Genomic DNA, 15,516 nt, shown 5'->3' with positions numbered 1-15,516 from the left:
AGCACAACTCCTCCCTTTCATTATTTTTCATTGCCTTTTAATAAAAAGTAAGGCACATGGCTAGATTACCACCAAAAGTTATAAAATCAAAGACATTTTCTCATAAAATTCAAAATTTATTTAGTTCCAAATAAGCGATCGCCGGCGTCACCCAATCCTGGGAAAATATAGCCACTTTCAGTAATTTTTTCATCCAAAGATGCTGCATAGATATCAACGTCAGGATGCGCTTCCTGTACGGCCCGTACACCTTCGGGCGCTGCTACCAAAACGACTAAACGCATATTTTGCGCACCGCGTTTTTTCAAGGCTTCAATGGCCATATTAGCAGAACCTCCAGTAGCTAACATTGGATCTACAATCAACAAATCACGTTGATCAATATCAGGTGGTAATTTAACAAAATATTCATGTGGCTTTAACGTTTCTTCATCACGATACATGCCAATATGCCCAACTTTGGCAGCTGGAATCAATCGTAAAACACCGTCAACCATGCCTAAACCAGCCCGTAAAATCGGAATAACGGCTAATTTTTTACCAGCTAATTGTTTTTGTGTACTTTTACCCATTGGAGTAATTACTTCGGTATCTTCTAATGGTAAATCGCGGGTAATTTCATAAACCATTAATTCGGCAATTTCATTAGCGACCTCCCGAAAGACGCGAGTACCCGTATCTTTATTACGGATAATGGTTAATTTATGTTGAATTAAGGGATGATTTAATACTGTAAATTTAGACATCCTAAATTCCTCCTATGCTTTAAAATGCTGGTTACCAGCTGCTTTATTTAATCGATTCATATAAGCGATTCCTAAGTCTTGATCAGAACTGCCTTGCGCCAAAATATATTCAATTTGATCATTTAAATCAAATTGTCTTAAGGCAGCAAACAGTAAATGACTGGCTGAATTTAAAGAATCTCCCAATGAAAAAGTATCTGTTGCTTGTCGTAAATCTAACGACTGTAAAACTGAAGTAGTGGCCATAACGGCAAAAGCTTTCTTTTGTTGTTGCACCCAAGTTAATGCTGCAGCAAAATCTTGGGGCTGATCCACAACAATTACCTGGGCTTTAGGAGCATAATGCTTATACTTCATCCCCGGAGCTTTCGGAATTTCACCAGCCTGAACCTTATGATGACTAGTTTGAACTGTACCAATAACTTTGGACAATTGTTGCTCAGTTAAAGCACCCGGACGTAAGATTGTGGGCACCTCACTAGTTAAATCTAAAACAGTGGATTCAAGCCCGACGCGTGTGGCACCATCAGCTAAAATCCCCGCGATTTTACCATGTAAATCATGGTAAACATGTTCCGGTAAAGTTGGGCTCGGTTTGCCTGAAGTATTAGCTGAAGGCCCAACTAAAGGACGTTGTACCTCACTAATTAAATCCAAAGTCAATTGATTATCAGGCATCCGAAAAGCCGCCGTCTTTAAGCCGCCGGTAACAGTTTTAGAGAGCTTATGATCGGCAACTGGTAGGATGATGGTTAACGGTCCCGGCCAAAAAGCCTTCATTAAAGGCTCAGCTAAGGATTTAAATTGCACATCAGCGTATTGCCACACCATCTCGGGACAATTAACATGAACAATTAACGGATTATCACTCGGACGCCCCTTAGCTACATAAACCGCTGCTGCGGCTTGGGCATTAGTTGCATCAGCACCTAAGCCATAAACCGTTTCGGTTGGAAAAGCAACTAATTGACCAGCTTTTAGTAGTTGGGCTGCTTGTGGTAAATCAGCACGAGTAAACATTTTCGTTTCCATTATTTAATTCACCTCTTTTCGTTGAATTCGCAAAAAACGCGGTTGATTTGACAAATCACGGAAAAATTGAATTTGGTAGCCCGTGACCTGCTCTTGAAACATTTTACTAAGTTTTTCTTGTTGTTGAAAGCCAAATTCTAAATAAAGTTGGCCATTTGGTGCTAAAAATTGACTAAATTGGGCAAAAATGCGCCGATAATAACTTAAACCCTGTTCTGTGGCAAATAATGCTTGCTGCGGTTCAAACTCTAAAACTGATTGATCCATATACTTACGTTCCTCTTCACCGATATATGGTGGATTAAAAACAATTACATCAAATAATTGCTCGACCACGGGTGCAAATAAGTCACCTTGACGAAAGTCAATTGTCAGCTGATATTGTTGGGCATTAGCCTTAGCCACTTGTAAAGCCGCTGAGGAAATATCGGTCGCAGTGACGGCTTGATATTGACCTTCCATAGCCAAGGTTTCTACCAATGCTCCTGAACCGGTACCCAGTTCTAACAAGCGGCCGTGGGGGTGCTCTTGCAAGATCTGTGCGATCATCATTTCACTATCTTGCCGTGGAATTAAAGTAGCGGCATTAACTTGAAACTGGCGGCCATAAAACCACGCTTGACCCAAAATATATTGGGGCGGTTCTCCCGTCTGAGCTTGACGAATAACAGCTTGATATCTTTGCCAAAGTTCTGACGGAACAACATCTTTTTGATGAAACTGTAACTGACTCGGCGTCCAATTAGTTAATTCCAGTAATAAATATTGGGCAATTTCTGGACCTTGCGGCAGATTTTGAAGTATTAAAAAAGCCCATTGTTGGGCATCAATATAACTTGGTGGAACCATTTTGAATTTGCTCCAATTTTTGAGTTTGGTCTGACAAAATTAACGCATCAATAATATCATCTAATTGACCACCAATAATTTTATCTAGTTTGTTTAACGACAAACCAATCCGGTGATCAGTCACCCGATTTTGCGGATAATTATAAGTCCGAATCCGTTCAGAACGATCACCAGTTCCTACTGCTGATTTCCGTTCTGCGTCGTAATCACTTTGGTTTTGGGATTCATAATAATCATAAACGCGCGAACGCAAAATTTGCATGGCTTTTTCCCGATTTTGCTGCTGTGAACGTTGATCTTGCATTGCCACTACAATACCGGTCGGTAAATGGGTCATACGGACTGCTGAAGAAGTTTTATTAATATGTTGCCCACCAGCACCGGAAGAACGGTAAACATCAACTCGAATATCTTTCGGATCAATTTCTAAATCTACTTCATCATATTCGGGCATCACTGCTACCGTAGCCGTTGAAGTATGCACCCGCCCAGCAGATTCTGTGGAAGGAACTCGCTGTACCCGATGAGCGCCATTTTCAAATTTTAATTTGGAATAAACATTTTTACCCGTAATCATCATGGCTACTTCTTTATAGCCACCAACTTCGGTTTTATTTTCATCAATAATTTCAAAATGCCAACCCTGATTTTCAGCATAGTGTTCGTACATATTTAACAAATCACCGGCAAATAAACTGGCTTCATCACCGCCAGCAGCCCCCCGAATTTCCATAATAATGTTTTTATCATCATTGGGATCTTTCGGAAGCATCAGTAATTTAATTTTTTCTTCAGTTGCTTGTAGCTGCGGTTCCATTTCTGCCAAATCTTCCTTAGCTAAAGCTTCCAAATCAACATCATGGCTTTCGTTTAAAACTTCCTTGCTTTCTGTAATATCTGATTTTAATTGTTGATATTTTTTAAATTGATCAACAACTTCTTGCATATCAGCTGCTTCTTTAGAAATTTTCAAATAACGAGGTGTATCACTAATCACTTCTGGATCACTCATCATTTCTTGCAGTTCTTCAAAACGTTCAACTAAGCCCTGCAATTGATCAAAAATTTTGTCCATTTATTTCTCACCTTCTGTTTTAATTGCTGGATGCCAATAATGCCGCCGGCAAACAGGATAATATGATTCGTTACCTCCAATATGCACTTGTTGACCACCGTAATCGGGCTGACCATTAGTTACACGGAGATTCATGATAGCTTTTTTTTCACAAAACCAACAGATTGTTTTCATTTCTTCAATCTTATCAGCATAAATTAATAAGGCCTCTGAGCCAGAAAATAAGTGATTTAATGAATCATTCTTTAAACCAAACGCCATCACTGGAATACTCAAATCATCAACTACTCGAGCCGCTTGTTTGACTTGCTCAGCTGTTAAAAACTGGGCTTCATCAATTAAAACACAAGAAATTGTTTGAGTTAAAGTTTGCGTCTGAACTAGTTCAAATAAATTATCTTGAGTCATCAATGCTAATGCGTCACGCGTTAGACCAATCCGACTAGCAATCTTACCCACACCATTACGGTTATCTAAACCACTGGTCAATAAAAGAACATGCTTACCTTGTTCTTCATAATTATGAGCTACTTTTAAAACTTCAATTGATTTACCAGCATTCATTGCCCCGTAGCGAAAGAATAATTGTGCCACAACTTGGAACTCCTTTATTTAGATTCACCGCTTTTTATTATACGCAATTCTGAACAAACTTCTATAGATAAATACTAATCAACTATACCTTAGCAGAATTTTTATGGTATGATTTTTTTATTAATTAAAAAGGGTGTTTACATGAGCTTAAAATCAAAACTAGCAGCCACTTGCGGCAAAGTAACTTATAAAATTTTGCATGATGTTTTTCATCGCGGCAGTTCCTTACCCGGGAAATTAGCTTACCGGATTGATCCCAACGTCTTAAAAGAACTCAGTCAAGATTATCAAGTGATTATTGTGACGGGGACTAATGGCAAAACTTTAACTACTTCCTTAATTACTAAAATCTTACAGCAAGAATACGATCATCTGTTAACCAACCCGACTGGTTCCAATATGATTCAAGGAATTACATCAGCTTTTTTAAGTGATCGGCGAGATGATGCTACTAAAAAAATTGCCATTTTAGAAGTTGATGAAGCTAATGTCGAACCAATTTGTCAAGCCATGACGCCCAGCGCTTTTATTTTGACTAATATTTTTCGAGACCAAATGGATCGCTACGGTGAAATCTATACTACCTGGGACAAAATTCGAGCGGGCATTAAATTAGCACCGCAAGCTAAATTAATTATCAATGCCGATGCCGCCATTTTTCAAGTTGATGACTTGCCCAATCCTAAAATTTATTACGGCTTTGGCAACGAGCAGCAATTAACCACTGATTTACGGGCCGATTTTAATGTTGATGGCGTTCTTTGCCCTAAGTGTCATCAGATTATGCATTATCATATGATTACTTATGCTAATTTAGGCGATTATTTCTGTCCTCATTGTCATTTCCACCGACCACAATTAGATTATCAAGTGACCAGTACTGAACAGTTAATGCCTAATCAATCTAGCTTTGCAATTGATCAAACTAACTTTACCATTAATATTGGGGGCATGTATAACATCTACAATGCTTTAGCTGCTTATGCTACTGGTAGTGAGTTTAACGTTTCGCCTAATCAAATTAAGCAAGCTTTCAGCTATAATGAACAAGTTTTTGGTCGCCAAGAAGTCATCACATTAGATGATAAGCAGCTAACCATTATTCTCGTTAAAAATCCCGTGGGCTTAAACCAAGTGATCAGTACCTTAAATTCCGACGATGATCCATATAGTCTCGGATTTTTATTAAATGCTAATTATGCTGACGGTATTGATACTAGTTGGATTTGGGATGGTAATTTTGAACAATTACCATTTACCAAGATTCCCCAAGTGATTACTGGCGGTGAACGTTGGCATGACATCCATTTTCGCTTTCAGGTCGCTGGCGTTAAAGCAGAACAATTACAACATGTTCCTGATTTAGATACCTTTTTAACTAAGTTGAAACAACAAGCACCCGAAAAGATTTATGTTTTAGCTACTTATACGGCAATGTTACAATTACGCAAAAAATTAGTCGATCAAGGCTACATTAAACAAAAGAATTTAGCTTAATGGTTAGTCAAACTAAAATAGACGCAGCAGGGATCGTAAGATGATTGATCTTATTGATTCTTGGCTGCGTCTTTTTATAATTATTATTCATTAAACACCAATTGTTGGTTTTGTAAGCGTTGATACAGGGCCTGTAAAACAAGAAAAACTAAGCCAAACAAAATTAAAATGAGTTCAAATTTCCAAAATTGACCTGAAAGCATTTGATCGTTCGCAATCAAATCATTGACCTTCACAAACCAATAAGTCGGTGTTAAAGCTGCAACTTGATGCACTATCTTCGGCAAAAACTCTTGACTAATAAAAACTCCGCCTAAAAAGCATGATCCTAAAACGTAGATGGTCGAAAAACTATTCATGGTAGCTGCATTTTTAGCAATACTAGCAACCAATGAAGCTAAAGCTGTAGTTGTTAATGCAAATAAGAAAGAATTGAGCCAATAAAAACCGATTACTTTCCAAGAACTTTGTGCAAATACTTCGATTAAAATCATAAACAAGACAAAAATAATTGCTAAATAGCTCAACAAACCATTGTTAATTTGAGTACGAATTTTTTTGAGAGAATTGGGTGAACAAAAATTACGTTGATAGATTTCAAATTTATTAAATTTTAAACTTACGGTTTGAAAACCACTAAAAATGGTCATTGCTAAGCCATAAGCTAAAGCACCATAAAAAGCGGCTGCGATCGTATTTTGTCGTTGTCTGTAGTAATCATGATCATAATCAATTTGACCTTTAATCTTTAAGTTAGTTTTTGTTTTACTTAAAATTTGGGACCAGGACAATTGAGCATTATTTCTTTGATAATTAACTAGTGTATTAAAATAGCGATTAATCAATTTTCCTGCTAGTTGAGAACTAGCATTAGGAGCTAGTTGGACCTTCAGCTTAAACTTTTGGTGTGCTTGTAATCGCTGCTGCAAATTAGCCGGCAATTTAACCACGGCGTCAATTTCTTGGTAGTATAAAGCATCACTTAATTTATTAGTCAGAAATTTTCCAACTGCCTGGTAAGCTTTTTGATCTTTTAAATAAGCCTTAAAAGCCTTCACTGTCTTATTTTCATTTGAACTTAAGACAACAATTTTTGGTTGACTTAAAGAAGTGGTCTGGGTTTGGAAACTAATAAAAATCACCATCGCCATTGTCACAATTAAGCTAATTAATAAAGTGCTATAATTCTTTCGCAAAATTTTCCACACAGTTTTATAAATAGTCATAGCTCTTCCTTCTTTGTAAGACAAGATTAATCACAAATAAGATTACTAATAAAATTATCAACCACCATAAGTTTTGATAATATGCTTGCGGTTTGCGATAGGAGAATAATTGATAAAAACAATTAGTCAGTAAATTATTAGGATTTAATTGTCCCAATATCGGTAAATGAACATCAATCCAAAATTTAAAATCAGTATCACCCATCATTCCGCTCAAAAATGAATTGGTTAAAACTAGTACCAACCCTAAACTCAGTTGTTGATTTAGATTCTTTTTTGCAAGTAATTTTCCCCATAATTGACCACCAGTAATGGCTAATAAACAGCCTAATGCAATCGTTACCAATAACCAACCTATGTGGGAACCAAAGCTGACTCGTAGTACCCAATGAAAGAAGCTGACAGCTATTAACATAATGATATAAAAAATGACCCAAGCAGCCACTAAATCACTGAACCAAATTTTCAAATAATTAAGCGGACTGATTTGTAGACGTATTCCACGGGCTGATTGTTGCGGTTGTTCATCATAATTCAATGTCAATCCAATCGTAAAGCCATCCATAATTGACAATGCCAATAGCGCAAAGAAATAAAAACTCAAAATACTAAAATTTCGGGGACGCGCTTGATTACTCAACCACTGGCGATTTGTCGGTAAGTTAATACTTTGTTTTTTGGCAATTTGTTGTTGAATAATTTGGTAATTTTGTAAGTAAGTCGTCAAAAAATCTTGTAAAATCCGTTGTTTGTCATCCGAATTGATAATATTTAGCCGCCATTGTCCTTGTTTAAATTCAAAATAACCGGCTATTTGGTTCGAATGTAGTCGTTGTTGAGCCGTACTTTGTGACAATTGATGCACTTTAAACAATTTTTGATGTTGCATTCTAGATTGTGTTAAAGCCTGCTTTAATAAGTGCGTATCTGTCTGTTTATGGTCAACAACTGCCACTGAAATTTGGTCTAAGTTAAACGTGGTAGCATCTTGGTCTAATTGACTAAAAGCTAATTTCATTAAGATTCCCATAACTAATGGAAATATTGCCATCCAAAACAAGAACCAACGCTGTTTAATCAATATCTTTAAACGATATTTAATTAATAGTCTCATCATCTGCTCCTTAATCGCGTAATTTACGTCCCGTGATCGTTAAAAAAACATCATTCAAATCAGGTTGTTGCATTTTTAAATTGGCATATAAAATTTGATTTTGGGTAAAATACTCCAAAATCGTTACTAAATTTTGATTCAAATTTTGATTACATAAAACTAACTGTCGAGATTGATATTCCACACGCACCATTCCTGGAAGCTTGGTTAACTGCTGCAATTGTTCAGGTGTAATTTGTGGGACTTCCATCATTAACTTAGAATCAGTTTGAATCATTGCAATTAATTGGTCTTTAGTCCCTCGAGCAATAATTTCGCCTCGATCCAAGATTACGATAGGATCACATAAATATTCAGCTTCTTCCATATAGTGCGTGGTATAAATAATGGTAGCGCCGTTTTGGTTTAACTGTTTGATGCTTTCCAAAATTTTATTTCGGCTTTGTGGATCTACGGCAACCGTAGGTTCATCAAAGAAAATCAATTCTGGTTGATGAGCAATCCCGCAAGCAATATTTAACCGTCGTTTAAAGCCACCACTTAATTGTTTGGGATAATATTTCCTAAAGTCCTGAAGTTCCACCAATTCTAAAGCTTGATTAACTAAAGTCCGACGTTTTTGCTTGTCTTGCACGTACAAACCACAAAAATAATCAACATTTTCTTGTACGGTCAATTCAGCAAACAATGCTAATTCTTGCGGAACTAAACCGATCCTTTGTTTCACTGCGTAATTAGTCGGAGTCATGATTTGATCAAAAACTTTAATTTCACCCCGATCATATTTTAATAGGCCTAAAATGCAATTAATTAAAGTTGATTTGCCACTGCCATTGGGGCCTAACAAACCCAAAATATCACCTGGCTTAACTTGCAGATTCAAATGATTTAAAACTTTTTGCTTATCATAACGTTTAACCAAATTGTGCACATCAATTATCAAAATAAGAAGCCCCCTGTTTTTGAACTTTAAATTTAATATAATAGAAGTGTTCCATATTAGATAGTTACATTTATTCAAACAACTAATGACATTTGTCATAAAGGAGTCAAAATGCTGCATTCACCAACTAAATACAATCAATGGTCACTACTAATTATTACAGTCATTTGTGGACTATTATTTTATCATCAGCAAACAACAACTACTGCAGTTATTTACCCTCTAACCAGTATCTTATGTTTAGGTAGCTTATTATTACCAGTTTCCTTTAATCCCGGCTGGATTCCACTAATCACAACTAGTTGTTTAAGCATCTGGCAACCAAATTTTTGCTTTTTTCTGCCAATGGTTTGTTTATTCACTCTACAATGGACTAAATTTCCCTGGAAATATTGTTTATTAATCATTAGTATTCCTCTTATCTGGCATTTTAACTGGACCAGTAGTTTGCTTTTGGGATTAATTTTCATAACGTTCATCTTGAATTATTGCAATCAGTTGATTCGACAACTTTATCAAGCCAATTTAAAGTTACAAGATGATAGTTTTGAACAACAAAAAAGATTGAAGCAACAAAATGTTGCTTTAAAAAGTGCTAATCAAACACAATTACAATTACAAATTGCCAATGAACGTAACAAAATTGCCCGTGACATTCACGATAACGTCGGTCACTTATTATCTAGCAGTCTCTTGCAAGTAGCCGCGTTACAAACGATCAATCAAAATGAACAATTAAAACCATTACTCATTAATTTAGAACAAACCATGAACCAAGCGTTAGATAGTATTCGTTTAAACGTTCACCAATTACAGCATAAATCCTTATCATTCTCACAAGAATTCGAACTTTTATGTAATAATTTTCAGTTTTGCTCACTAAAGTGCCACGGACAAATTTTTGTTCTTAATTCCCGGCAACAAACCAATGTTATCTTGGTTATTAAAGAAGCTTTAACTAATATTATGAAACACTCTCATGCAACTTTAGTTCAATTTAATTTTCAAGAATTACCGGCTTTTAATCGTTTACAAATCATTAATAATGGTGCGCCCACCAACTATCAGCCAGGAATGGGATTAATGGACATGACGCAACGTGCTCAAGAATTAAATGGACAAATTCACTTTCACACCAAAGCAGACCAATTTTTCGTAACTTTAATTATTCCTAAAGGAGGACTAACTAATGCTCAAGGTAATCGTAATTGATGACGATCATTTGGTTACACAAGCTCTAACCACTATTATTGAAGCTGATTCACAGTTAACAGTTAGTGCTTGTGGCTATAATTCACAAGCCGCTATACATCTATACGAACAAATTCAACCTGATGTCTTATTGTTAGATATTCGCCTACCAGATCAGTTAGGCTTAAAAGCGGCACAAACTATCTTACAAAAGTATCCACGAGCAAAAATTTTATTGCTGACAACTTTTAGTGATAATGAATATATTAGTCAAGCACTGGCCATTGGTGTTAAAGGTTATTTAATCAAACAAAAGTTCACAAGTATCGTGCCCGCTATTCACGCCGTTGCCAATAATCAATACATTTATGGCGATGAAATTGTTTCTAAAATCCAACATCAATGGCCCAACATTCCGTCTAAATTAAATGCTACCCATGAGTCTTTGACTCAACGGCAACAAGAAATCCTCCAATTAGTGGCCACTGGACAAAACAACAAGGAAATTGCTCAAACTTTGTTTTTAAGTGAGGGCACGATTCGCAATCAAATCAGTCAATTATTAACCAAACTTCAGTTGCGCGATCGCACTCAATTAGCTATTTATTACTATCAAAACTACTAAAAAAGACAGTTTAGATGGGATTCTAACTTGATCCTCAATAAACTGTCTTTATTTTTCATTATTGTAAAAATAAATTCACAATTGCGTCTCTTTGACTTAAGAAAAGTTGATTGTTATTAAACGGGTGTACCCGATTACTCAACACAATTAACGCTCGCTGACGGAAGCGATCAATCAACCAAAAGTTCCCTGTATAGCCGGTATGATACAACACCCATTGTTGTTGCGCATTTTTGCGGAGATCCCAACCAAATGAACGTCCTAAATGATGCTGGGTAAAATCTTGAAATAAACCGGTCACCATATCCTGTTGAATTGGCGGTTGAGAAATTGATAATTGTCCCAGCATAAATTGCGTAAATCGGATTAAATCCGTCATAGAAGCAAATAAACCGGCCGAAGCACAATGCTGACCTAATTGATAAGCCTTAGGATCATGAACTTCTCCCTGTAACCAATGACCAGCCCGTTGATTAGTTACGACGCATTTTGCTGCCTCCGGATGAAACGTTGCTGTCGTTAACCCTAAGGGTTGTAAAACTTCTTGTTCAATGAACGTTTGTACTGGTTGTTGATAAATTTGTTCAATGATTAAGCCTGCTAAAATTGGCCCCGTATCGGTATACCGCACTACTTGCTCAAACTCAGTTGTGATCGGTAATTCTTGTAGGGCAACTAACAATTGCGATGCCGATAATTGATCACGATTAGGAATGTAACCCCGAATGCCAGAAGTGTGCGTCATTAGATGCGTCAAAGTCACACGTTGATCAGTAAATAATGGCAAATAAGTCGCTACTTTACTATCCCAGGATAATATTCCCTGTTCAATCAACTTTAGTAAAACAGTCGTCGTACCTAAAACTTTGGTTAACGAAGCTAAGTCATATAAACTGTTTTGGTGCAGTTGCGTAACTTGCGGCTGCCAAGCATTACACCCCCAACAATTTTGATAGCAATTGTCCGGTGTAATCAAAGCACAACTGACTCCAGGAACTACTTGCTCTACCACTAGTTGGTGAATTTTAGCCAGTAGATAATCTGTCCTTACTGCCATTAAAGCGCCACACTACCACTAAACTGAGAATTATATAAATCAGCATAGAAGCCGTTTTGGGCTAATAACTCGTCATGCGTGCCTGTTTCAATAATTGATCCTTGATTCATGACAATAATCTGGTCAGCATCTTGAATGGTTGATAAACGGTGCGCCACCACAAAGCTCGTCCGGCCTTTTAATAAACGCTCCATAGCATGTTGAATATGAATCTCAGTGCGCGTATCAACCGAGGAAGTCGCCTCATCTAAGATTAAAATTTCCGGATCTGCTACAAAGGCGCGCGCAATGGTTAACAACTGGCGTTGTCCTTGAGAGATATTAGAAGCTTCTTCATTTAAAATTGTGTCATAGCCTTGTGGTAATTGTTGCACAAATTCATCGACGTGCGCCGCTTTAGCAGCCGCCATAATTTCTTCTTGAGTTGCATCTTCACGGCCATATTTTAAATTGTCGTAAATACTGCCGGTAAATAACCATGTATCTTGCAGCACCATCGCAAAGTGACTCCGCAAATCTTCACGCTTTAAGTTACGCGTATCCTGACCAGCTAGTTTAATCGAACCACCACTAATATCATAAAAGCGTTCCAACAAGTTAATAATCGTTGTTTTACCGGCGCCAGTTGGTCCCACAATTGCCACCATTTCACCCGGTTTAACTTGTAGCGAATAGTCTTTTAAAAGCAGTGGTTGTCCCTGATAGCCGAATTGCACATGATCCAATTCAATCAAATTATCAGTTTCTTCGTCAGCAATATCGACATGTGTATGTGGCATTTCCGGCTCATCCATGATAGCGAAAATCCGCTCTGCTGAAGCAACTGTTGCTTGAATCGTATTGGATAAATTAGCTAATTGATTAATCGGTTGTGAAAACTGTTGCGTATATTGCAAGAAAGCTTGAATATCACCAATTGGCAAACGGCCATGAGCTACTTGAATGCCTCCGTAGATAGCGACGCCCACATAACCTAAATTGTTCACAAAAGTCATTAACGGCATCATTAACCCGGACCAGAGTTGTGCTTTCCAAGCAGAATGGTATAAGCGATTATTCTCTTCTTCAAATTCTGCTAAAGCTTCTGGTTCATGATTAAAGGCTTTAACTACTAAATGCGCACCATAATTTTCTTCAATTTGATTATTCAACAATCCCAAAGAAGCTTGTTGAGCAGAAAAAGCTTTTTGCGATTTGGGCGCAATCAAGCCAATCACAATGATACTAACCGGAACGGTGATTAAGGCAATTAAAGTCAATTTCCAACTAATCGAGAACATCATCCATAATGTTCCGACCAAAGTGACAATGCTGGTAACTAATTGCGTAATACTTTGTTGTAACGTACTAGCAATATTATCCATATCATTAATCGCCCGCGACATAATATCGCCATTATCATGGGTATCATAATAATTAATCGGCAAAAACTTCATTTTTAATTTTAAATCCCGCCGCAATTTGTAAACCGTTTGCTGGGAAGCACGCGTCATCAAAATTTGTTGTAAGAAATTAAAAACGGCCGAACCCAAATACATTAAAGCAACAATTGCTAAAATTTGTTCAATTTTGCCAAAATTAACTGGGAATTGCGTAATATTAAAACCCGCCTTTTGTTTGGCTAAACCGGTCATGACACCCTTAAAGATTTCCGTTGTCGCTTCACCTAAAATCTTCGGTGTTTTAATTTGAAAAATCGTGGCTGTGACAGCCAAAATTAGTACCAAAATAATTGAGAACCAAAAATCGGATAAATACCGGCATAAACGCCAAGTGGTCTTCCAAAAGTTTTGGGGTTTACGTTGACCAAAATTTCGACGATCAGAATGATTTTTAGGCATTCATTGTATCTCCTTTCAATTGAGATTTAATAATTTCTTGATAAGTTGTATTAGATTGTTTCAACTCTTGATGTGTTCCTAAACCAACCATCTGACCTTGATCTAAGACAACAATAACATCGGAATCAGAAATTGTTGAAATTCGTTGGCCGACAATGACGACGACTTTATCTTGCATCGCTGGATCAGTTTTTAAGGCTTTTCTTAATTGGGAATCAGTTTTAAAATCCAACGCGGAAAAAGAGTCGTCAAAAATATAAATATCAGCTGGCTTCACTAAAGCGCGCGCAATCGCCAAGCGTTGTTTTTGACCACCAGAGAAATTATCACCATTTTGTTCCACCAAGGTATCTAAGCCCTTTTCAGCGGCAATAAAATCATCGGCCTGCGCAATTTTGAGTGCATGCCACAACTCGGCATCGGTTGCCTGTTGGTTACCATACTGTAAGTTTTGGCGTAACGTACCCTTAAATAAAATTGATTTTTGTGGTACCAAAGAAATAGCATGCCGCAAATCTTGTTGCTTAACTTGCCGGACATCATGACCATCAACCAAAACTTGTCCGGTCTGCGGATCATATAACCGACATAACAAGTTGATTAAGGTTGTCTTGCCAGAACCAGTTCCTCCAATAATTCCGACAGTTTGCCCGGCCTGCGCCTGAAAATCAATCTTTTGCAAGGCCGGTTGCTGCGCATTTTGATAGCTAAAAGTAACCTGTTGCATCGCTACCGCTGCACTAGCTTGTTGCAATTCTTGTGGTTGTTTTGGATCCACGATCTGGTTTTGTAATTGTAAAACTTCGTTAATCCGCACCCCGGAAGCTTGAGCTCTGGGCACGACCACAAAAATCATGGATAACATCATAACGCTCATTAAGATTTGTGAAGCATACGTCATAAAGGCTAACAAATTACCAATGGGCATCACTTGCATGGAAATATACTTCGCACCTAGCCATGTAATAGCAATATTAGTAGCACTCATGATTAAAGTCGTTAGTGGATACATCACGGCTACAATGGAAAAGACTTTTTGGGCATTGTGCGTATAATCTTGATTGGCGGCCGCAAACCGCTTTTGCTCCCAGTCGTCCTGGCGAAAAGCTCGAATCACGCGCACGCCAGTTAAACCTTCACGAAAAACTAAGTTCAACCGATCGGTCTTTTCCTGCATTTTACGAAACAAGGGATCCGCAAAATATAAAATCACGCCGACTACCACGATAAGAATTGGTAAGACAATAATGAAAATCTTAGTCAGCTGCTGATCTTTTTGATAAGCCATAAAACTAGCGCCTAACATCATAATTGGTGCCATAATCATCATTCGTAACATCATCATTGTGACATTTTGCATTTGCACCACATCATTGGTCGTTCTGGTAATCAATGAAGAAGTTCCCACTTGATCAAATTCATCATTCGACAAATACAAAACTTTACGATAAATGTCACTCCGTAAATTTTTCCCTAACTTTTGTGACGCTTGTGAAGCTAAAGAAACATTGACCGTTGCGGCAATAATAACCAGTAACGACACTCCGATCATTTTGATTCCCGCCATTATGATATAATGAGTATCACCTTTAGTGATCCCATTATTAACAATATCTGAAGTAATATTAGGCAAATACAAATTGCCCATTACTTGTAAAACCATAAAGAGAATTGCCCCTAATACACTCCATAGAGGAATTCGATTTTTCATAATTCGAAACATGCG

14 protein-coding genes are annotated in these 15,516 nt (G+C 37.3%); 3 read left to right on the top strand and 11 right to left on the bottom strand.

The genetic code is table 11. The annotated features are described in order from the left end of the window. Positions 1-116: 116 nt before the first annotated feature. Genes upp through AC3B5S_RS07205 form a run of 5 tightly spaced genes read right to left on the bottom strand, consistent with a single transcriptional unit; the run spans position 117 to position 4,296 of the window. Positions 117-746, bottom strand: a complete 630-nt coding sequence (gene upp / locus AC3B5S_RS07225; protein WP_489757784.1) for a uracil phosphoribosyltransferase — start codon at positions 744-746, stop codon at positions 117-119. A gap of 12 nt (positions 747-758) precedes the next feature. Further along, complete coding sequence (locus AC3B5S_RS07220; RefSeq protein WP_489769688.1) at positions 759-1,778, bottom strand: L-threonylcarbamoyladenylate synthase; 1,020 nt, start codon at positions 1,776-1,778, stop codon at positions 759-761. Positions 1,779-1,781: 3 nt separating this feature from the next. Beyond that, positions 1,782-2,627 carry a peptide chain release factor N(5)-glutamine methyltransferase gene (prmC, locus tag AC3B5S_RS07215; protein WP_489769687.1) on the bottom strand — a complete coding sequence of 282 codons (846 nt, stop codon included), beginning with the start codon at positions 2,625-2,627 and terminating at the stop codon, positions 1,782-1,784. Beyond that, the gene (prfA, locus tag AC3B5S_RS07210; RefSeq protein ID WP_489769686.1) at positions 2,605-3,702 is read right to left on the bottom strand and encodes a peptide chain release factor 1; all 1,098 of its coding nucleotides are present in this window, start codon (positions 3,700-3,702) and stop codon (positions 2,605-2,607) included. Before prfA ends, prmC begins: the two co-directional genes overlap by 23 nt. Continuing rightward, on the bottom strand, positions 3,703-4,296 hold the full coding sequence (locus AC3B5S_RS07205) for a thymidine kinase (protein ID WP_489757780.1): 594 nt from the start codon (positions 4,294-4,296) through the stop codon (positions 3,703-3,705). It abuts the gene before it with no gap. 141 nt (positions 4,297-4,437) lie between these two features. Between AC3B5S_RS07205 and AC3B5S_RS07200 the strand changes: the two genes are divergently transcribed. After that, the gene (locus AC3B5S_RS07200; RefSeq protein WP_489757779.1) at positions 4,438-5,793 is read left to right on the top strand and encodes a MurT ligase domain-containing protein; all 1,356 of its coding nucleotides are present in this window, start codon (positions 4,438-4,440) and stop codon (positions 5,791-5,793) included. A gap of 83 nt (positions 5,794-5,876) precedes the next feature. Here the strand turns inward: AC3B5S_RS07200 and AC3B5S_RS07195 are convergent, their stop codons facing one another. The 3 genes from AC3B5S_RS07195 to AC3B5S_RS07185 are packed head-to-tail and all read right to left on the bottom strand — an operon-like array spanning position 5,877 to position 9,076. Next, the gene (locus tag AC3B5S_RS07195; protein ID WP_489769685.1) at positions 5,877-7,019 is read right to left on the bottom strand and encodes an ABC transporter permease; all 1,143 of its coding nucleotides are present in this window, start codon (positions 7,017-7,019) and stop codon (positions 5,877-5,879) included. Next, positions 7,006-8,133 (bottom strand): ABC transporter permease, encoded by a 1,128-nt coding sequence (locus tag AC3B5S_RS07190; protein ID WP_489769684.1) that lies wholly within the window; start codon positions 8,131-8,133, stop codon positions 7,006-7,008. Before AC3B5S_RS07190 ends, AC3B5S_RS07195 begins: the two co-directional genes overlap by 14 nt. A gap of 10 nt (positions 8,134-8,143) precedes the next feature. Further along, positions 8,144-9,076 (bottom strand): ABC transporter ATP-binding protein, encoded by a 933-nt coding sequence (locus tag AC3B5S_RS07185; protein ID WP_489757776.1) that lies wholly within the window; start codon positions 9,074-9,076, stop codon positions 8,144-8,146. A gap of 111 nt (positions 9,077-9,187) precedes the next feature. Here AC3B5S_RS07185 and AC3B5S_RS07180 point away from each other — a divergent pair, with 111 nt between their 5' ends. Together AC3B5S_RS07180 and AC3B5S_RS07175 are read left to right on the top strand one after the other, a co-directional pair. After that, positions 9,188-10,288, top strand: coding sequence for a sensor histidine kinase (locus AC3B5S_RS07180; protein WP_489790287.1), 1,101 nt, complete (start codon positions 9,188-9,190; stop codon positions 10,286-10,288). Beyond that, on the top strand, positions 10,266-10,892 hold the full coding sequence (locus tag AC3B5S_RS07175; RefSeq protein WP_489769682.1) for a response regulator: 627 nt from the start codon (positions 10,266-10,268) through the stop codon (positions 10,890-10,892). The genes AC3B5S_RS07180 and AC3B5S_RS07175 overlap by 23 nt, the downstream gene beginning before the upstream one ends. A 58-nt stretch (positions 10,893-10,950) precedes the next feature. Here AC3B5S_RS07175 and AC3B5S_RS07170 read toward each other — a convergent pair whose 3' ends face one another. The 3 genes from AC3B5S_RS07170 to AC3B5S_RS07160 are packed head-to-tail and all read right to left on the bottom strand — an operon-like array spanning position 10,951 to position 15,513. Then, on the bottom strand, positions 10,951-11,949 hold the full coding sequence (locus AC3B5S_RS07170) for a serine hydrolase domain-containing protein (protein WP_489790286.1): 999 nt from the start codon (positions 11,947-11,949) through the stop codon (positions 10,951-10,953). After that, complete coding sequence (locus AC3B5S_RS07165) at positions 11,949-13,790, bottom strand: ABC transporter ATP-binding protein (protein ID WP_489790285.1); 1,842 nt, start codon at positions 13,788-13,790, stop codon at positions 11,949-11,951. The genes AC3B5S_RS07170 and AC3B5S_RS07165 overlap by 1 nt, the downstream gene beginning before the upstream one ends. Further along, on the bottom strand, positions 13,783-15,513 hold the full coding sequence (locus AC3B5S_RS07160; protein ID WP_489757770.1) for an ABC transporter ATP-binding protein: 1,731 nt from the start codon (positions 15,511-15,513) through the stop codon (positions 13,783-13,785). The genes AC3B5S_RS07165 and AC3B5S_RS07160 overlap by 8 nt, the downstream gene beginning before the upstream one ends. Positions 15,514-15,516: the final 3 nt, after the last annotated feature.

The organism is Bombilactobacillus sp. ESL1094 (genome assembly GCF_058107425.1).
This window is presented reverse-complemented; position numbering and strand designations above follow the sequence as displayed.